We start from the raw sequence: 17,513 nt of genomic DNA on the forward strand, positions 1-17,513 counted from the left end.
GATCCGAGGCGGCTACGGCAGCGCCAGCATCCGCTCCAGGGCGAGCTTGGCGAAGCTCTCGGTCTCCCGGTCGACCTGGATCTGGTTGATCAGCTTGCCGTCGGCCAGCGATTCGAGCGTCCACACCAGGTGCGGCAGGTCGATGCGGTTCATGGTCGAGCAGAAGCAGACCGTCTTGTCGAGGAAGACGATCTCCTTGTCCTCCGCGGCGAAGCGGTTGGCCAGGCGGCGCACCAGGTTCAGCTCGGTGCCGATCGCCCACTTCGAGCCGCGGGGGGCGGCCTCGAGGGCCTTGATGATGTACTCCGTCGAGCCGACGTAGTCGGCCGCGGCCACGACCTCGTGCTTGCACTCGGGGTGCACCAGCACGTTCACGCCCGGGATGCGCTCGCGGACGTCGTTGACCGAGTCCAGCGAGAAGCGGCCGTGCACCGAGCAGTGCCCGCGCCACAGGATCATCTTGGCGGCGCGCAGTTCCTCGACGGTGAGCCCGCCGTTCGGCTTGTGCGGGTTGTAGAGCACGCAGTCCTCGAGGGACATGCCGAGGTCGCGGACGGCGGTGTTGCGGCCCAGGTGCTGGTCCGGCAGGAACAGCACCTTCGTCGAACCGGGCTCGCCCTGCTCGAAGGCCCAGTTCAGGGCGCGTTCGGCGTTGGAGGAGGTGCAGATGGTGCCGCCGTGCTTGCCGGTGAACGCCTTGATGTCGGCCGAGGAGTTCATGTACGAGACGGGCACGACCTGGTCGGCCACCCCGGCCTCGGTCAGCACGTCCCAGCACTCGGCGACCTGCTCGGCGGTGGCCATGTCGGCCATCGAGCAGCCGGCCGCGAGGTCCGGCAGGACCACCTTCTGGTCGTCGCCGGTCAGGATGTCCGCCGACTCGGCCATGAAGTGCACACCGCAGAACACGATGTACTCGGCCTCGGGACGCGCGGCGGCGTCCTTGGCCAGCTTGAAGGAGTCACCCGTCACATCGGCGAACTCGATGACCTCGTCGCGCTGGTAGTGGTGCCCGAGGATGAAGACCTTGTCCCCGAGCTTCGCCTTGGCCGCACGGGCCCGCGCCACCAGGTCCGGGTCGGAGGGTGACGGAAGGTCGCCGGGGCACTCCACGCCGCGCTCGCTCTTGGGGTCGGCCTCGCGGCCGAGCAGGAGCAGCGCGAGCGGCGTCGGCCGGACGTCGAGCTCGACGGGGCCGGCGAGGTCCTGACGGGGCTGGGCGGTGGTCACGTCACGCACCCTTTCTGTTTCCTGAGCAGTGCGGCGGAGCCGCTCCAGTGGTCCCGGTGGAAACACCGGGGGTTTTCGTCTAAATGACGCTATCTATCATAACTGCTTCACGTCACTTTGACGATGGCCATAGCGTCGATGTGACGCACCCGGCCCCGGGCCCGCCCCGGCCCCTCCGGAGGCAGGGTCGTCCCCAGGGCTTTTCCCGCCCGCCCCCGCGTGTGCGAGCATGAAAGAGAAGAACCCGGAATGAATCCGGGGCCCCGCCGGTTGCAACCGTCGGCAAGCAGTCTCCGTACAACCCGGGAGAGAAGCAGATGTCCGTATCGGACGAGACCACCACCGTGAGCGACGGCATCCTCCTGTCCGACGCCGCCGCGGCCAAGGTCAAGGGCCTCCTTGAGCAGGAAGGCCGGGACGACCTGGCGCTGCGTGTCGCCGTTCAGCCCGGCGGCTGCTCCGGCCTGCGCTACCAGCTGTTCTTCGACGAGCGTTCGCTCGACGGCGACGTCGTGAAGGACTTCGACGGCGTCAAGGTCGTCACCGACCGCATGAGCGCCCCGTACCTGGGCGGCGCCTCGATCGACTTCGTGGACACCATCGAGAAGCAGGGCTTCACGATCGACAACCCGAACGCGACGGGCTCCTGCGCCTGCGGCGACTCCTTCAGCTAGTCGCGCGCCGGCCCTTCGGCCACGCGAAGGCGGGTGCCCCCCCGATTCCGAGGGGGCACCCGCCTTCGTGCTGTCCGCGCGTCCCGCGCCGGGCGCGCTACTTCTTCGGCAGCTCGTTGCCGGTGTCCGCGTCCAGCACCGTGCGGGCGCCGAGCGACTCGTGCAGCCGCACCTGCGCGGTCTGCTGCTTGGCGAGCGCCACGCACATCTTCTTCGGGTCCGTGGTCTGCCCGGTCACCTTGACCCGCACCCCGTCACCGTTCTCGTCCGCGGTCGCCGTGTACGTACTGCACACCCCGCCCCAGAACGTCACGTTCAGGGTGCGCCCGTCCGCGGCGAGGGAGTAGGAGTCCAGGGCCTGGCCGTGCGCGCCCGGCGCGGTGGCCGAACCCGAGGGGGCCGGTACGGGTGCCCCGGTCGGCGGGGCCGGGGGCTTGGCGATGTACTCGGGCGCCACCGCGGGGGTGGTGATGGTGAACGGGCTTCCCGCGTCCGGCTTCACATGGAACAGCCACGAGGGCACGAGCGCCGGGGCGCCGTCCACGAACTGCGAGGAGAGCCCGAAGACCGCTCCGTCGATCGCGACGGTCGAGGGCGCGGGCCGCTGCCCGCACGGCTTGATGTTGCCCTGGGGGTCGCTCGGCAGCCGTCCCTTGGTGGGCTGCCCGTCCTGCGGCACCGGGCCCGTGCAGTCCTCGGGCTGCTTCTGCCCGGGGTGGCTGTTGAGCTGCGCCAGCGCCTTGTCCGCGCTGATCACCGGATAGCTGTCGCCCTTGTCCGGCGTCTTCAACTGCCCGCTGCCGCCCACCACTTGACCCCCGGCGCCGACCTGGATGCCGGTCGTCCAGCCGTACGTGGGCAGCCCGTCGACCACCGGATCGGCGTTGACCACACGGGCCGAGGCGAGGATCTCGTCGGCGTTCAGCTTGGCGTCGTCCTGGCCGAGCGCCTTGAGGACGGGGGCCGCGGCGGCCTTGGCCGTCTGCGGGTCGACCGGGCCGGCCGAGCTCGCGCCGGCGCCGGTGTCCGCGCCGGTGGTGTGCATCGGACACATCTTCCCCTTGGGGCAGTTGTCCGTGCCGCCGCTGCCGAAGCGCGCGAACGACCAGGTTCCGGGCGCCTTCTGACTGACCGTCAGGGTCGGACCGGAACCGTCCTTGGTGGCGCCCACCCGCCAGCTGCCGCCCTCCAGGCGTGCCGTGCCCTCGATGCCGAGCGCCCGGGCCAGCCGGTCCACATCGGCCTCGGACACCGTGCCGCGCGGCCGGTGGACGGACGCGCTGCCCGGGCCCTCGGGCAGCTTGACCGTTGCCCGGTAGACCACGCCGTTCGGGTCCGGCTCGCCCGGCGCGATCCCGTTGCCCCTGGGGGTGGCGCCGTCGGTGCCGCCCGTGCCGCCGCCCCCGGGGGCGCTGTCGAGGGCGAGCGGCGGCGGTGCGCCGTCCGCGCCGGGCGTGCCGTGACCGCCGGAGGAAGCCGTCGAGGCCCAGTACGCCCCGCCGCCTCCCGCGGCCAGCACGGCGACGGCGGCCGCGGCCAGGATCACGGCAGACCGCCGCGAACGCCGCTGCCGGGGCTCGTCCTGCGTGTGCTCGCTGCTCACCAGATCGCTCCTGTCCAGTCGTATCCCGCATCCCCCTTACGAGGGACGCCCCTTGGACGGAGCAGGGGGGCGCACGGTTCCCTGCCGCGCGCCGCAGCTGTGCGCAGCCGTGTGATCAGGCCGTTTCAGTCCCCGTATTCGGACATCCCCGCGATCAGCCGTACCGAGGCGGCGGGTACGGACACACCGTGGATCAGGGACGGCGGCACGGGCGCGGGCGCCTTGGCCGCCGGCACCACCCAGTGCGGAGCCATCCGCAGACCGTCCGCGCGCAGCGCCGCGAGACCCTGATCCGTCGCCACCATGTGCCCGCTGTTCAGCTTGGTTTCCATGCTTCGCACCGTACGCAGGGGAGCCGTGCGCAGAAAGACCTACTATTGGGTAGTTTCCGCCGGTCGGCCGGCCCGGGGCGACCCGGTAGCGTGAACTGTCATCGCCGTCCCCCTTCAGGAGCGCCCTCGCCGTGCGTATCGCAGTCACCGGCTCCATCGCCACCGACCACCTCATGACCTTCCCCGGCCGCTTCGCCGACCAGCTGGTCGCCGACCAGCTGCACACGGTCTCCCTCTCCTTCCTGGTCGACAACCTCGACGTACGCCGTGGCGGTGTCGGTCCCAACATCTGCTTCGGCATGGGCCAGCTCGGCGGCAACCCGATCCTGGTCGGCGCGGCCGGCTCCGACTTCGACGAGTACCGCGCCTGGCTCGACCGGCACGGCGTCGACACCGGCTCGGTGCGGATCTCCGAAGTCCTGCACACCGCCCGCTTCGTGTGCACCACCGACGCGGACCACAACCAGATCGGCTCCTTCTACACGGGCGCGATGAGCGAGGCCCGCCAGATCGAACTGAAGTCGGTCGCCGACCGGGTGGGCGGCCTCGACCTGGTGCTGATCGGCGCCGACGACCCGGAGGCGATGCTGCGCCACACCGAGGAGTGCAAGGCGCGGAGCATCCCCTTCGCGGCCGACTTCTCGCAGCAGATCGCGCGCATGTCGGGCGACGACATCCGCACCCTGCTCGAAGGCGCCACGTACCTCTTCTCCAACGAGTACGAGAAGGGCCTCATCGAGTCCAAGACGGGCTGGAGCGACGAGGAGATCCTCGCCAGGGTCGGCCACCGGGTGACCACCCTCGGCTCGCGCGGGGTGCGCATCGACGCGGTCGGCGCCGAGCCGATCGTGGTGGGCTGCCCCGAGGAGGAGGCCAAGGTCGACCCGACCGGCGTGGGCGACGCCTTCCGCGCCGGGTTCCTGACCGGCCTGTCCTGGGGTGTCGGCCACGAGCGCGCGGCCCAGCTCGGCTGCATGCTGGCCACTCTCGTCATCGAGACGCTGGGCACCCAGGAGTACACCCTGCGCCGGGCCCACTTCATGGACCGCTTCACCAAGGCCTACGGCGACGAGGCCGCGGCCGAGGTGCGGGCCCACCTCCAGTAGGACCTCGCGCCCGGCCCGGGCCCGTGCGGCCCGGGACCCGGCTGGTCCGGCCCCGGGCCTCAGCTCGTGCGGGCCCGGGCCTCAGCTCGTGCGGCGCACCCGGTAGGCGGTCCCGCCGTCCGCCGGGTGCTCGCCCAGGTACTCCTGCTCCCGCATCTCGCACCACGCCGGGATGTCCAGGCGCGCCGCCTCGTCGTCGGCGAGCACCGTCACGACCCCGCCGACGGGCACCTGCCCGATGGCCTTGGCCAGTTCGATGACCGGGACCGGGCAGAGCCGGCCGAGCGAGTCCACCGTGACCTCCTCGGCGTGGCCCGGCCCTGAGGCGGCGGCCGGCGCCCCCAGGCGCGTACGGACGGACGCGACCACGCCCGGCAGCACCCCGAGGAAGCGCTCGACGTCGTCGGCCGTGGTGCCGACCGGCAGCGACACCCGCACGTTGCCCTCGCTCAGCACCCCCATGGCGCGCAGCACATGGCTGGGCGTCAGGGTGCTGCTCGTACAGGACGAACCGGAGGAAACGGAGAAATCCGCCCGGTCGAGTTCGTGCAGCAGCGTCTCTCCGTCGACATAGAGACAGGAGAAGGTGACCAGATGCGGCAGCCGCCGCAGCGGATCGCCCACCACCTCCACGTCCGGGACCAGCTCCGCGACCCGGGCCCGGATCCGGTCCACCAGGACCCGCAGCCGCGCCGCCTCGGCCTCGGCCCCCGCCCGTACCGCGCGCAGCGAGGCCGCCGCCGCCACGATCGCCGGGATGTTCTCGAAGCCGGGCACCCGCCCCGACTCCCGCTCGTCCGCCGGGCCTTGGGGCGCGAACCGGACGCCCTTGCGCACCGCCAGCAGCCCGACCCCGGCCGGACCGCCCCATTTGTGGGCACTGGCCGCCAGGACCGACCAGGCGCCCTCGACCGGCCCCCACGCCAGCGACTGCGCCGCGTCCACCAGCAGCGGTACCTGTGCGGCCCGGCACGCCTCGGCCACCTCCGCCACCGGCTGGACCGTGCCCACCTCGTGGTTGGCGGACTGGAGGCAGGCGAGCGCGGTGCCGGGCACCAGGGCGTCGGCGAACGCGCCGGGGGAGACCCGGCCCGTGCGGTCCACCGCGACCTCGGTCACCGAACCGCCGTCCGCCTCGTGCGAGGCGGCCGAATGGAGGACCGAGGAGTGTTCGACCGCGGACACCACCAGGTGCCGCCCGACACGCCGACGCCCGGACAAGGATCCGTAAATTCCGAGGTGCACCGCACGGGTCCCCGAACCGGTGAAACTGAGCTCGTCCGGGCGGCAGCCGACGGCCTCAGCGGCGGCCTCGCGCGCCGCGTCCAGGAGCAGCCGGGCACGCCGTCCCTCCTTGTACAGACGGGCCGGATCGGCCCATCCCTCGTCCAAGGAGGCTTGCAGGGCCTGGCGGGCGACCGGGTGCAGGGGGGCCGAGGAGGCCGCGTCGAAATAGGGCACGCGGCCACGCTAACCCCGGCCGGGGCGGCGGGCGGCGGCGGCCGGGGCGAGGGGCCGTCAGATGGCTCCCGGAGCCCGGGATTCCACCGCGGCTCCACCCCTTCGGGGACTCGGACGGCGCGTTGGGCACCCTCCCCGCGCGACCCCAAATAGCGTCCAGTAGGGTTTGGTCCGCATAAACATCCAAACCCCTGCCCGTGTGCCAGGGCGGCGACCGACCAGCGAGACGGCCGTAGCCGACCACCGCGGGCGAGACTCTCGGGAAGGCGCTACGTGAGTCCCAACGGCTCCGACCGCTCGTCGCGGCGCCCGATGCGGCGGAAGCTGCCGCAGGTGCTGACTGCGGGCCTGGTCCTGGCGACAGCATCCGGTTGCTCGTACAACTGGAAAGACTTCCCTCGACTTGGTATGCCCACTCCGGTGACGGAAGAGGCTCCCAGGATCCTGTCCCTCTGGCAGGGCTCGTGGGCGGCTGCGCTCGCCACGGGCGTGCTGGTCTGGGGCCTGATCCTGTGGAGCGTCATCTTCCACCGGCGCAGCCGCACCAAGGTCGAGGTACCCCCGCAGACCCGGTACAACATGCCCATCGAGGCGCTGTACACCGTGGTTCCGCTGATCATCGTCTCCGTGCTCTTCTACTTCACGGCACGCGACGAATCGAAGCTCCTGGCTCTGTCCCCGAAGCCCGCCCACACGGTCAACGTGGTCGGCTATCAGTGGAGCTGGGGCTTCAACTACGTCGAGGACGTGCCCGGCGTCAAGGGCAACGCCAAGACGGACCCGAACCTGGAAGCCATTCCGGACCGGTTCAAGAACGACTTCCCCGCGAACGCGGGCGGTGTCTACGACGTCGGCATCCCCGGCACCCGTAACCCGCAGACCGGAAACCCGGGCCCGACCCTGTGGCTGCCGAAGGGCGAGAAGGTCCGCTTCGTGCTGACCTCGCGCGACGTCATCCACTCCTTCTGGATCGTTCCGTTCCTGATGAAGCAGGACGTCGTCCCGGGTCACACCAACTCGTTCGAGGTCACGCCGAACCAGGAAGGCACCTTCCTGGGCAAGTGCGCCGAACTCTGCGGCGTCGACCACTCGCGCATGCTCTTCAACGTGAAGGTCGTCTCCCCGGAGCGCTACCAGCAGCACCTCAAGGAGCTGGCGGCGAAGGGCCAGACCGGCTACGTGCCGGCGGGCATCGCCCAGACCGACCCCGCCAAGAACGCGGAGACGAACAAACTGTGAGCATCCTCAACGAACCTCAGGGTGCCGCGGCAGCAGACGACTCGTACGAGAACGAGCTGCCGGTCCGGCGCAAGCAGCCGGGAAACGTCGTCATCAAGTGGCTGACCACCACTGATCACAAGACGATCGGCACGATGTATCTGGTCACGTCGTTCGCGTTCTTCTGCATCGGCGGCATCATGGCGCTCTTCATGCGCGCCGAACTCGCCCGTCCCGGCACGCAGATCATGTCGAACGAGCAGTTCAACCAGGCGTTCACGATGCACGGCACGATCATGCTGCTGATGTTCGCGACGCCGCTGTTCGCCGGATTCGCGAACTGGATCATGCCGCTGCAGATCGGCGCGCCCGACGTGGCGTTCCCGCGGCTGAACATGTTCGCCTACTGGCTCTACCTCTTCGGCTCGACCATCGCCGTCGGCGGTTTCCTCACCCCGCAGGGTGCGGCCGACTTCGGCTGGTTCGCCTACTCCCCGCTGTCGGACGCCGTCCGCTCGCCGGGTGTCGGCGCCGACATGTGGATCATGGGTCTGGCCTTCTCGGGCTTCGGCACGATCCTCGGCTCGGTCAACTTCATCACCACGATCATCTGCATGCGCGCGCCCGGCATGACGATGTTCCGCATGCCGATCTTCGTCTGGAACGTCCTGCTGACCGGTGTGCTGGTCCTGCTGGCCTTCCCGGTCCTCGCGGCCGCGCTGTTCGCCCTGGAGGCGGACCGCAAGTTCGGTGCGCATGTCTTCGACGCCAGTAATGGCGGCGCCTTGCTGTGGCAACACCTCTTCTGGTTCTTCGGCCATCCAGAGGTGTACATCATCGCGTTGCCCTTCTTCGGAATCATTTCCGAAGTGATCCCGGTGTTCAGCCGCAAGCCGATGTTCGGCTACAGCGGCCTGATCGGCGCCACCATCGCGATCGCGGGTCTGTCCGTGACCGTGTGGGCGCACCACATGTACGTCACCGGTGGCGTGCTCCTGCCGTTCTTCTCCTTCATGACGTTCCTCATCGCCGTACCGACCGGCGTGAAGTTCTTCAACTGGATCGGCACGATGTGGAAGGGCTCACTGTCCTTCGAGACACCCATGCTGTGGGCGATCGGCTTCCTGATCACCTTCACCTTCGGCGGTCTGACCGGCGTCATCCTGGCCTCGCCGCCGATGGACTTCCACGTCTCCGACTCGTACTTCGTCGTCGCGCACTTCCACTACGTCATCTTCGGCACCGTGGTCTTCGCGATGTTCTCCGGATTCCACTTCTGGTGGCCGAAGTTCACCGGCAAGATGCTGGACGAGCGGCTCGGCAAGATCACGTTCTGGACGCTGTTCGTGGGCTTCCACGGCACGTTCCTGGTCCAGCACTGGCTGGGCGTCGAGGGCATGCCGCGGCGTTACGCGGACTACCTGGCCGCCGACGGCTTCACCGCCCTGAACACGATCTCGACGATCTCCTCGTTCCTGCTCGGTCTGTCGATCCTGCCGTTCTTCTACAACGTCTGGAAGACCGCCAAGTACGGCAAGAAGATCGAGGTCGACGACCCGTGGGGTTACGGCCGTTCGCTGGAGTGGGCGACCTCCTGCCCGCCGCCGCGGCACAACTTCGTCACCATGCCGCGCATCCGCTCGGAATCGCCGGCCTTCGACCTCCACCACCCGGAGATCGCGGCCCTCGACCAGCTCGAGAACCACGGCGACGTGCACGGTGACCACATGCTGTCCGGTGGCAAGGAGGCCGGGAAGTGAAGATCCAGGGCAAGATGTTCCTGTGGTTGTCCGCCTTCATCCTGGTCATGGCCGTCGTGTACGGCGTGTGGTCCAAGGAGGCGGCCGGAACCACCGCGCTCGTCATGGCCTTCGGCCTGAGCGTCATGATCGGCTTCTACCTGGCCTTCACGGCCCGGCGGGTCGACGTGGGCGCCCAGGACAACAAGGAGGCCGACGTCGCGGACGACGCCGGTGAGGTCGGGTTCTTCTCGCCGCACTCCTGGCAGCCGCTCGCGCTCGGCATCGGCGGCGCCCTGGCGTTCCTCGCGATCGCCATGGGCTGGTGGCTGCTGTACTTCTCGGCGCCGCTCATCCTGGTCGGCATCTACGGCTGGGTGTTCGAGTACTACCGCGGCGAGAACCAGAACCAGTAGGTTCCCGCACGCCGCACTGCGCCAAGAGGGGCCCTCCGTCTCGTACCGGGACGGAGGGCCCCTCATTTGCAGTCACCCGGCGCGCCGTGGCTGACAAACCTTCATAGCGTGTGCTCATGAGCCACGCACCGCGCATCCCCACCGTAGTGAGCTGCACCCTCCTGGTCCTGTCCCTCGGTGTGGGGGCCACGGGGTGCGGCGGGTCCCACGGCAACCCGCTGTCGGCGAAGCCGTACGACGCGGCCGGACAGGTCGCGTACAACGGCCCGGCGGGCAGTCAGAAGGCCGACCCCAACAAGCCCCTGGAGATCACCGCCAAGGGCAAGGACGGCCGTCTCACGGACGTCACGGCCGTCGACGGCAACGGGCGCTATCTGGCGGGCGAACTGACCGCCGACGGCAGCCGCTGGCACTCCACGGCCCCGCTGGTGGCCGGCGCGCACTACACCGTGAAGGTGTCCACCGAGAACGAGGACGGCTCCCCAGGGCTGCGCACGCTGACGTTCGACACCGAGGCGGCCAAGGACGCCGTGGAGGTGCAGTTCGGCCCGGACGCGGGCAAGTACGGCGTCGGACAGCCCATCACGGCGCAACTCAGCAAACCCGTCAAGGACAAGGCGGCCCGCGCGGTCGTGGAGCGGGCCCTGAAGGTGGAGTCCTCGCCCTCGGTCGAGGGCGCCTGGTACTGGGTGGACGACAAGGTCCTGCACTACCGGCCCAAGGATTACTGGCCCACCCACGCCACCATCAACGTGCACTCCAACCTGGAGGGCGTGAAGATCGCCGACAAGCTCTACGGCGGCGCGTCCAAGCCCCTGAAGATCACCACGGGCGACCGGATCGAGGCCATCACGGACGCCTCGGCGCACACCATGACGGTCAAACGCAACGGCGAAGTGATCAATACCATTCCGGTCACCACCGGCAAGCCCGGCTTCGCCACCCGCAACGGCGTCAAGGTGGTCCTGGGCAAGCAGTACTTCGTACGTATGCGCGGGACGACCGTCGGCATCTCGGCCGGCAGCGCGGACGCCTACGACCTGCCCGTCTACTACGCCACGCGGGTCACCTGGAGCGGTGAGTACGTGCACGCCGCGCCCTGGTCGGTCGGCTCGCAGGGCGCCGAGAACGTCAGCCACGGCTGTACGGGCATGAGCACCGGCAACGCCGCCTGGTTCTTCGAGAACATCAACGAGGGCGACATCGTCACCGTCGTCAACAGCATCGGCGATGACATGACGCCGTTCGACAACGGCTTCGGCGACTGGAACGTGGCCTGGGACAAGTGGCGGGCCGGCAGTGTCATCGCGGCGGACGTCAAGGCCGGGCAGAGCAGGGTCGACTCCGCCCGGCTGCGGCCGGGAGTGTGAGGTCAGGCACCCACGGCAAGCCGCTTGCGCACCAGGGAGGCCAAGGCGTCCGCGAACTCGACCGGCTCGACCGGCAGGGTCACCGCGGCGTCCGCGCGGCTCCAGGTGGCCAGCCAGGCGTCCTGCGGGCGGCCGATGAGGAGCAGCACCGGCGGGCACTGGAAGACCTCGTCCTTGATCTGCCGGCAGACCCCCATGCCGCCCGCCGGCACGGCCTCCCCGTCCAGCACACAGACGTCGATGCCGCCGCGCTCCAGCTCCTTGAGCACCGCCGGCAGCGTCGCGCACTCCAGGAACTCCACGGGCGGCACGTCCGCCGCGGGCCTGCGCCCGGCCGCGAGCCGCACCTGGGCGCGGGTGTTCGCGTCGTCGCTGTAGACCAGAACGGTGGCGCTCGACTGCATGGATCCTCCGAAGGTCCGGCGCTTTCGCCGACGTTGGGTCATGAACCGATGCGCGGATGCTACTCCGTCCGACTGCCCGTCAACACCGGTTCGGACAGCCCTTCGATGGGCCGTTCGGGCCCTGCATACGCCGCTGACACACCGAACGGCACCCCCCGGAGTGAGGGCGGGATAAGCGACCGACATAATGTCGGTCGTGGCGACAGCAACGACAGTAGAAACCGGGCACGCGCACCCGTCGGTCAATCGGCCGAACCTCACCAGCGTCGGAACCATCATCTGGTTGAGTTCCGAGCTGATGTTCTTCGCGGCCCTCTTCGCGATGTACTTCACTCTGCGATCGGTAACGGGTGCCGCGCACTGGTCCGAAATGGCGTCGTCCCTGAACCTTCCGTTCTCGGCGACCAACACCACGATCCTGGTGCTCTCTTCCCTCACCTGCCAGCTCGGCGTCTTCGCCGCGGAGCGGGGCGATGTGAAGAAGCTCCGCACCTGGTTCATCATCACGTTCGTGATGGGTGCGATCTTCATCGGCGGCCAGGTCTTCGAGTACACCGAGCTGGTGAAGAAGGACGGCCTCTCGCTGTCCTCCGACCCGTACGGCTCGGTGTTCTACCTGACCACGGGCTTCCACGGACTGCATGTGACGGGCGGCCTGATCGCCTTCCTGCTGGTTCTGGGCAGGACGTACGCGGCCAAGAGGTTCACCCACGAGCAGGCGACCGCGGCCATCGTCGTGTCCTATTACTGGCACTTCGTCGATGTCGTGTGGATCGGCCTCTTCGCCACGATCTACCTGATCCAGTAACCGGGCCCGTAGGTCCGCACCACATCCAGCATCGACGCAGAAGATCCTGACACCGGGGTAATCCGTGAAAAAGCTCTCCGCACGACGACGCCATCCGCTGGCGGCGGTCGTCGTCCTACTCCTCGCGCTGGCGGCCACCGGGGGGCTGTACGCCGCGTTCGCGCCCGCGGGCAAGGCACAGGCTGACGAAACCGCCCAGTCCCTCGCCATCGACGAGGGCAAGAAGCTCTACTCCGTCGGCTGCGCCAGCTGCCACGGAACCGGCGGTCAGGGCACCTCTGACGGCCCCTCCTTGGTCGGCGTCGGCGCCGCAGCGGTGGACTTCCAGGTCGGCACCGGCCGTATGCCGGCGCAGCAGCCCGGCGCCCAGGTGCCGAAGAAGAAGGTCATCTACTCGCAGTCCGAGATCGACCAGCTCGCCGCGTACGTGGCCTCGCTGGGCGCCGGTCCGAGCGTGCCGACCGACTCGCAGTACAACCCGAGCGGTGCCGACGTCGCCAAGGGCGGCGAACTGTTCCGCACCAACTGCGCCCAGTGCCACAACTTCACGGGTGAGGGCGGTGCGCTGACCAACGGCAAGTTCGCCCCCAGCCTGGAGGACGTGGATCCCAAGCACATCTACGAGGCCATGCAGACCGGCCCGCAGAACATGCCGTCCTTCCCGGACACGACGATGCCGCAGAAGCAGAAGCAGGACATCATCGCGTACCTGCACGCCGTGAACAGCGACAAGTCCGCGAGCCCCGGTGGCCTCAAGCTCGGCGGGCTCGGCCCGGTCAGCGAGGGTCTGTTCGGCTGGATCTTCGGTCTGGGTGCCCTCATCGCAGTAGCCATCTGGGTCGCGGCCCACACCGCTAAGGCCAAGAAGTCATGAGTAGCCAAGAGAATTCCGAGAGCCTGCCTGAAGCGCAGGCCACCGCGCACGGCGCGGTAGAGACCGCGGGCGACCCGTTCGCCGACCCGGGACTGCCGGCCCACAAGCCGCGCGTCCAGGACATCGACGAGCGGGCCGCCAAGCGTTCCGAGCGTGCGGTCGCGTTCCTGTTCTTCCTGTCCATGGTCGCGACGGTCGGCTTCATCGCCTCGTACGTGATCTTCCCGGTCGACAAGATCGTCTTCATCTTCCCGTTCGGGCACGTCAGCGTCCTCAACTTCGCCCTGGGTCTGACCCTGGGCGTGGCGCTGTTCTGCATCGGCGCGGGCGCGGTCCACTGGGCCCGCACCCTGATGTCGGACGTCGAGATGCCGGCCGAGCGACACGAGATCGCGGCCCCGCCGGAGGTCAAGGCGCAGGTCCTGGCCGACTTCAAGCAGGGCGCGGCCGAGTCCGGCTTCGGACGCCGCAAGCTGATCCGCAACACCATGTTCGGCGCGCTGGCCATGGTGCCGCTCTCCGGTGTGATGCTGCTGCGCGACCTGGGCACGCTGCCCGAGGACAAGCTGCGGCACACCATGTGGTCCAAGGGCAAGGCCCTGATCAACATGAACACCAACGAGCCGCTGCGCCCCGAGGACCTGCTGGTCGGTTCCCTCACCTTCGCCAAGCCCGAGGGCCTGGAGGAGGACGCGGAGGACTTCCAGACGCAGATCGCCAAGGCCGCCCTGATGCTCGTCCGGATCAAGCCGGAGGACATCAAGGACAAGCGCGAGCTCGAATGGTCGCACCAGGGCATCGTCGCCTACTCGAAGATCTGCACCCACGTCGGCTGCCCGATCTCCCTGTACGAGCAGCAGACGCACCACGTGCTCTGCCCGTGCCACCAGTCCACCTTCGACCTCTCCGACGGCGCCCGCGTCATCTTCGGCCCGGCCGGTCACGCCCTTCCGCAGCTGCGGATCGGCGTGAATGACGAGGGTTACCTCGAAGCGCTCGGCGACTTCGAAGAGCCCGTCGGTCCTGCCTTCTGGGAGCGCGGATGAGCACCACGACAGACGCACGGCGCGAAGCGCCCGCCGGTGAGCGGATCGCGGACTGGGCGGACGGCCGGCTCGGGATCTACTCCCTGGCCAAGGCCAACATGCGCAAGATCTTTCCGGACCACTGGTCCTTCATGCTCGGCGAGATCTGCATGTACAGCTTCATCATCATCATCCTCACGGGTGTGTATCTGACGCTGTTCTTCCACCCGAGCATGAACGAGGTCGTCTACGACGGCTCGTACGTGCCGCTGCAGGGCATGCACATGTCCGAGGCGTTCAACTCGACCATGCACATCAGCTTCGACGTGCGCGGTGGTCTGCTGATCCGGCAGATCCACCACTGGGCGGCGCTGATCTTCCTCGCCGGCATGTTCGTGCACATGATGCGCGTGTTCTTCACGGGCGCCTTCCGCAAGCCGCGCGAGGTCAACTGGCTGTTCGGCTTCCTGCTGTTCGTCCTCGGCATGTTCACCGGCTTCACCGGTTACTCGCTGCCGGACGACCTGCTCTCGGGCACCGGTGTCCGCTTCATGGAGGGCGCGATCCTGTCCGTGCCGATCGTCGGCACGTACCTCTCGTTCTTCCTGTTCGGCGGAGAGTTCCCCGGCGGCGACTTCGTGGCCCGGTTCTACTCGGTCCACATCCTGCTGCTGCCCGGCATCATGCTCGGCCTGATGGTGGCCCACCTGATCCTGGTCTTCTACCACAAGCACACCCAGTTCGCGGGCCCCGGCCGGACGAACAAGAACGTCGTCGGCATGCCGCTGCTCCCGGTGTACATGGCGAAGGCGGGCGGCTTCTTCTTCCTGGTCTTCGGCGTCATCGCGGTCGTCGCGGCGATCGCCTCGATCAACCCGATCTGGGCGATCGGCCCCTACCGGCCGGACCAGGTGTCCACCGGCGCCCAGCCCGACTGGTACATGGGCTTCTCCGAAGGCCTCATCCGAGTGATGCCGGGCTGGGAGATCAACCTGTGGGGCCACACGCTCGTCCTGGGTGTGTTCATCCCGCTGGTGATCTTCCCGCTGGTCCTCGCGACCATCGCGGTGTACCCGTTCATCGAGTCCTGGATCACCGGGGACAAGCGCGAGCACCACATCGCGGACCGGCCGCGCAACGCGCCGACCCGCACCGCGTTCGGTGTCGCGTGGATCACCTGGTACCTGGTGCTGCTCGTGGGTGGTGGAAACGACCTCTGGGCGACGCACTTCCACCTCTCGATCAACGTCATCACCTGGTTCGTGCGGATCGCGTTCTTCGTCGGCCCGGTCCTCGCGTTCATCGCCACCAAGCGGATCTGCCTGGGTCTGCAGCGGCGCGACGCCGAGAAGGTGCTGCACGGACGTGAGTCCGGCATCATCAAGCGGCTGCCGCACGGCGAGTTCATCGAGGTGCACGAGCCGCTGGACGCCGGTGCGCGCTACAAGCTCACCGCGCACGAGCAGTACAAGCCGGTCGAACTCGGTCCCGAGACCGACGAGAACGGTGTGGCCCGCAAGATCTCGCGGGTCCAGAAGGTGCGCGCCAAGCTCAGCAAGGGCTACTACGGCGAGGGGAACCAGATTCCCAAGCCGACGGCCGAGGAGTACGAGGAGATCACGAGCGGCCACGGCCACCACTGATCCCCGCCCGACCTGTCGGTCGCCACAACCGAGGCTCCGGCCCGGCCCCCGCAACGGGGCCGGGCCGGAGCCTTTTCGGCTGCCGGGCGGGCGCCCGCGTCCGTACTGCGGGCAGGGGCGCTGAGCGGCCCGCCCCTGTCGATAGGCTTGCGGACGGTATCCAGACCTTTGACCACCAGGAGCGAGCATGAGCGCTGTTACCCCCACCGGAGGCGACACCGTGGCGGCCCACTCCTGGCCGAGCGTCCTGGACGCACTGCTCAGCGGCGCCGACCAGAGCGCGGACGTGACCGCCTGGGCGATGGACCGCATCATGCGCGGCGAGGCCACCGACGCCCAGATCGCCGCCTTCATGGTGGCCCTGCGCGCCAAGGGCGAGACCGTCCAGGAGATCACCGGTCTGGTGCGTGCCATGTACGAGCACGCCAACCTCATCGAGGTGCCCGGGCGGAGCGTCGACATCGTCGGCACCGGCGGGGACGGCGCCAAGACCGTCAACATCTCCACCATGGCCGCCATCGTGGTCGCCGGGACCGGCGCCAAGGTCGTCAAGCACGGCAACCGGGCCGCCTCGTCGGCGAGCGGTTCGTCGGACGTCCTGGAGAAGCTCGGCGTCAACCTGGAGCTCACCCCGCGGCGGGTGGTGGAGGTGGTCGAGCAGGCGGGCATCACCTTCTGCTTCGCCGTGAAGTTCCATCCGGCGCTGCGTTACGTGGCCGCCGCCCGGCGTGAACTCGGCATCCGCACCACCTTCAACGTGCTGGGTCCGCTGACCAACCCGGCCAGGGTGCGGGCCACGGCGGCCGGAGTGGCCGACCCCAGGATGGCTCCGATCGTCGCGGGTGTGTTCGCGGAGCGGGGCTCCTCCGCCCTGGTCTTCCGCGGTGACGACGGGCTGGACGAACTCACCACCACCGGCACGTCCCGGGTGTGGGTCGTGCGCGACGGGCAGGTGCGCGAGGAGGCCTTCGACCCGCGCGACGTCGGCGTCGAGACCGTGCCCATCGAGGCCCTGCGCGGTGGGGACCCCTCGTACAACGCCGACGTCGCCCGCCGCCTGCTGGCCGGCGAGCACGGCCCGGTGCGCGACGCGGTCCTGCTCAACTCGGCCGCCGCGCTGGTCGCCCTCGATCCGGGGAGCGGCCCGTTGGCCGGGCAGATCGGCGACGCGATGGCCCGGGCGGCCGAGGCCGTCGACTCCGGGGCGGCCCGGGGCGCGCTGGACCGGTGGGTCGCGGCGAGCAACGCCTGAGCCGCTGCGGCCGCGTGTGATGTGACGCAGGGCGCAGTCCGGATCGCGGACTGCGCCTTGCGCACGCGCGGACCTGTGGCAGGATGCTCTTCAAGGTCATGAGTGACAGCGATTTAGGCCCCGGCTCGCTGTCCGGCAACCCTCCGTCCGTGGCGGGGTGCCCCGGGTGAAGACCAGGTCGTGGGCAGCAAGGCCCTCGGCAAGCGCGGACCCCTGGACATCGCGTGATGTCACAGCCCTGGGGTCCTGGTCCTCAAGGGAGCAGTCTCGTGAGCAAGCGAATGCGATAGGGCGAACCGCCCCTTCTTCACCCCCTCCGCGCACCCATCTCCGGGCTGCGTGTTCGAGGTCAACCCCC

16 protein-coding genes and 1 riboswitch are annotated in these 17,513 nt (G+C 69.1%); of the genes, 11 read left to right on the forward strand and 5 right to left on the reverse strand.

Features of this window, described 5'->3' with window-relative positions; genetic code table 11:
* Positions 1 to 12: 12 nt before the first annotated feature.
* Complete coding sequence (gene nadA, locus ACGF3I_RS17900; RefSeq protein ID WP_393133017.1) at positions 13 to 1,239, reverse strand: quinolinate synthase NadA; 1,227 nt, start codon at positions 1,237 to 1,239, stop codon at positions 13 to 15.
* Positions 1,240 to 1,547: 308 nt separating this feature from the next.
* On the opposite strand from nadA, the gene ACGF3I_RS17905 reads away from it, so the two are divergent.
* Positions 1,548 to 1,904, forward strand: coding sequence for an iron-sulfur cluster assembly accessory protein (locus tag ACGF3I_RS17905; RefSeq protein ID WP_030933606.1), 357 nt, complete (start codon positions 1,548 to 1,550; stop codon positions 1,902 to 1,904).
* Positions 1,905 to 2,001: 97 nt separating this feature from the next.
* Here the strand turns inward: ACGF3I_RS17905 and ACGF3I_RS17910 are convergent, their stop codons facing one another.
* Entirely contained in the window at positions 2,002 to 3,507 is a 1,506-nt protein-coding gene (locus ACGF3I_RS17910; RefSeq protein ID WP_393133019.1) for a hypothetical protein, read from the reverse strand.
* 125 nt (positions 3,508 to 3,632) lie between these two features.
* The gene (locus ACGF3I_RS17915; protein ID WP_393133021.1) at positions 3,633 to 3,839 is read right to left on the reverse strand and encodes a hypothetical protein; all 207 of its coding nucleotides are present in this window, start codon (positions 3,837 to 3,839) and stop codon (positions 3,633 to 3,635) included.
* A gap of 131 nt (positions 3,840 to 3,970) precedes the next feature.
* Between ACGF3I_RS17915 and ACGF3I_RS17920 the strand changes: the two genes are divergently transcribed.
* Positions 3,971 to 4,945: a carbohydrate kinase family protein gene (locus ACGF3I_RS17920; protein ID WP_393133023.1), complete on the forward strand. Its 975-nt coding sequence runs from the start codon at positions 3,971 to 3,973 to the stop codon at positions 4,943 to 4,945.
* A gap of 81 nt (positions 4,946 to 5,026) precedes the next feature.
* Here ACGF3I_RS17920 and ACGF3I_RS17925 read toward each other — a convergent pair whose 3' ends face one another.
* Entirely contained in the window at positions 5,027 to 6,406 is a 1,380-nt protein-coding gene (locus ACGF3I_RS17925; protein WP_393133024.1) for a cysteine desulfurase/sulfurtransferase TusA family protein, read from the reverse strand.
* A gap of 273 nt (positions 6,407 to 6,679) precedes the next feature.
* On the opposite strand from ACGF3I_RS17925, the gene coxB reads away from it, so the two are divergent.
* From coxB to ACGF3I_RS17945, 4 genes are all read left to right on the forward strand, one after another.
* Positions 6,680 to 7,645, forward strand: a complete 966-nt coding sequence (gene coxB, locus ACGF3I_RS17930; protein ID WP_393133026.1) for a cytochrome c oxidase subunit II — start codon at positions 6,680 to 6,682, stop codon at positions 7,643 to 7,645.
* Positions 7,642 to 9,384, forward strand: coding sequence for a cytochrome c oxidase subunit I (gene ctaD / locus ACGF3I_RS17935; protein WP_393133028.1), 1,743 nt, complete (start codon positions 7,642 to 7,644; stop codon positions 9,382 to 9,384). Before coxB ends, ctaD begins: the two co-directional genes overlap by 4 nt.
* Complete coding sequence (locus tag ACGF3I_RS17940) at positions 9,381 to 9,779, forward strand: cytochrome c oxidase subunit 4 (protein WP_393133030.1); 399 nt, start codon at positions 9,381 to 9,383, stop codon at positions 9,777 to 9,779. Before ctaD ends, ACGF3I_RS17940 begins: the two co-directional genes overlap by 4 nt.
* Before the next feature lie 116 nt (positions 9,780 to 9,895).
* Positions 9,896 to 11,149, forward strand: coding sequence for an Ig-like domain-containing protein (locus ACGF3I_RS17945; protein WP_393133032.1), 1,254 nt, complete (start codon positions 9,896 to 9,898; stop codon positions 11,147 to 11,149).
* Between the two features lie 2 nt (positions 11,150 to 11,151).
* Here the strand turns inward: ACGF3I_RS17945 and ACGF3I_RS17950 are convergent, their stop codons facing one another.
* Positions 11,152 to 11,553 carry a hypothetical protein gene (locus ACGF3I_RS17950; RefSeq protein WP_393133034.1) on the reverse strand — a complete coding sequence of 134 codons (402 nt, stop codon included), beginning with the start codon at positions 11,551 to 11,553 and terminating at the stop codon, positions 11,152 to 11,154.
* Positions 11,554 to 11,740: 187 nt separating this feature from the next.
* On the opposite strand from ACGF3I_RS17950, the gene ACGF3I_RS17955 reads away from it, so the two are divergent.
* The 5 genes from ACGF3I_RS17955 (at position 11,741) to trpD (ending at position 17,155) form a co-directional block, all read left to right on the forward strand.
* Positions 11,741 to 12,361 (forward strand): heme-copper oxidase subunit III, encoded by a 621-nt coding sequence (locus ACGF3I_RS17955; protein ID WP_053727713.1) that lies wholly within the window; start codon positions 11,741 to 11,743, stop codon positions 12,359 to 12,361.
* A 64-nt stretch (positions 12,362 to 12,425) separates the two neighbouring features.
* A complete protein-coding gene (locus ACGF3I_RS17960) occupies positions 12,426 to 13,235 on the forward strand; it encodes a c-type cytochrome (RefSeq protein ID WP_261711001.1) in 810 nt (269 codons plus the stop codon).
* Positions 13,232 to 14,281 (forward strand): Rieske 2Fe-2S domain-containing protein, encoded by a 1,050-nt coding sequence (locus ACGF3I_RS17965; protein ID WP_393133037.1) that lies wholly within the window; start codon positions 13,232 to 13,234, stop codon positions 14,279 to 14,281. Before ACGF3I_RS17960 ends, ACGF3I_RS17965 begins: the two co-directional genes overlap by 4 nt.
* On the forward strand, positions 14,278 to 15,903 hold the full coding sequence (locus ACGF3I_RS17970; protein WP_393133039.1) for a cytochrome bc complex cytochrome b subunit: 1,626 nt from the start codon (positions 14,278 to 14,280) through the stop codon (positions 15,901 to 15,903). The genes ACGF3I_RS17965 and ACGF3I_RS17970 overlap by 4 nt, the downstream gene beginning before the upstream one ends.
* Before the next feature lie 187 nt (positions 15,904 to 16,090).
* Positions 16,091 to 17,155, forward strand: coding sequence for an anthranilate phosphoribosyltransferase (trpD, locus tag ACGF3I_RS17975; protein WP_393133041.1), 1,065 nt, complete (start codon positions 16,091 to 16,093; stop codon positions 17,153 to 17,155).
* A 94-nt stretch (positions 17,156 to 17,249) separates the two neighbouring features.
* A riboswitch (SAM riboswitch) is annotated at positions 17,250 to 17,367 on the forward strand.
* Positions 17,368 to 17,513: the final 146 nt, after the last annotated feature.

It is taken from the genome of Streptomyces sp. NPDC048111 (assembly GCF_043202815.1).
Taxonomy (GTDB): Bacteria; Actinomycetota; Actinomycetes; order Streptomycetales; family Streptomycetaceae; genus Streptomyces.

Coding starts and splice junctions, on each gene's coding strand:
- ACGF3I_RS17905 (WP_030933606.1), top strand. CDS start 1,548: ATGTCCGTATCGGACGAGACCACCACCGTGAGCGACGGCATCCTCCTG.
- ACGF3I_RS17915 (WP_393133021.1), bottom strand. CDS start 3,839: ATGGAAACCAAGCTGAACAGCGGGCACATGGTGGCGACGGATCAGGGT.
- ACGF3I_RS17945 (WP_393133032.1), top strand. CDS start 9,896: ATGAGCCACGCACCGCGCATCCCCACCGTAGTGAGCTGCACCCTCCTG.
- ACGF3I_RS17950 (WP_393133034.1), bottom strand. CDS start 11,553: ATGCAGTCGAGCGCCACCGTTCTGGTCTACAGCGACGACGCGAACACC.
- ACGF3I_RS17955 (WP_053727713.1), top strand. CDS start 11,741: ATGTCGGTCGTGGCGACAGCAACGACAGTAGAAACCGGGCACGCGCAC.
- ACGF3I_RS17965 (WP_393133037.1), top strand. CDS start 13,232: ATGAGTAGCCAAGAGAATTCCGAGAGCCTGCCTGAAGCGCAGGCCACC.
- ACGF3I_RS17970 (WP_393133039.1), top strand. CDS start 14,278: ATGAGCACCACGACAGACGCACGGCGCGAAGCGCCCGCCGGTGAGCGG.
- trpD (WP_393133041.1), top strand. CDS start 16,091: ATGAGCGCTGTTACCCCCACCGGAGGCGACACCGTGGCGGCCCACTCC.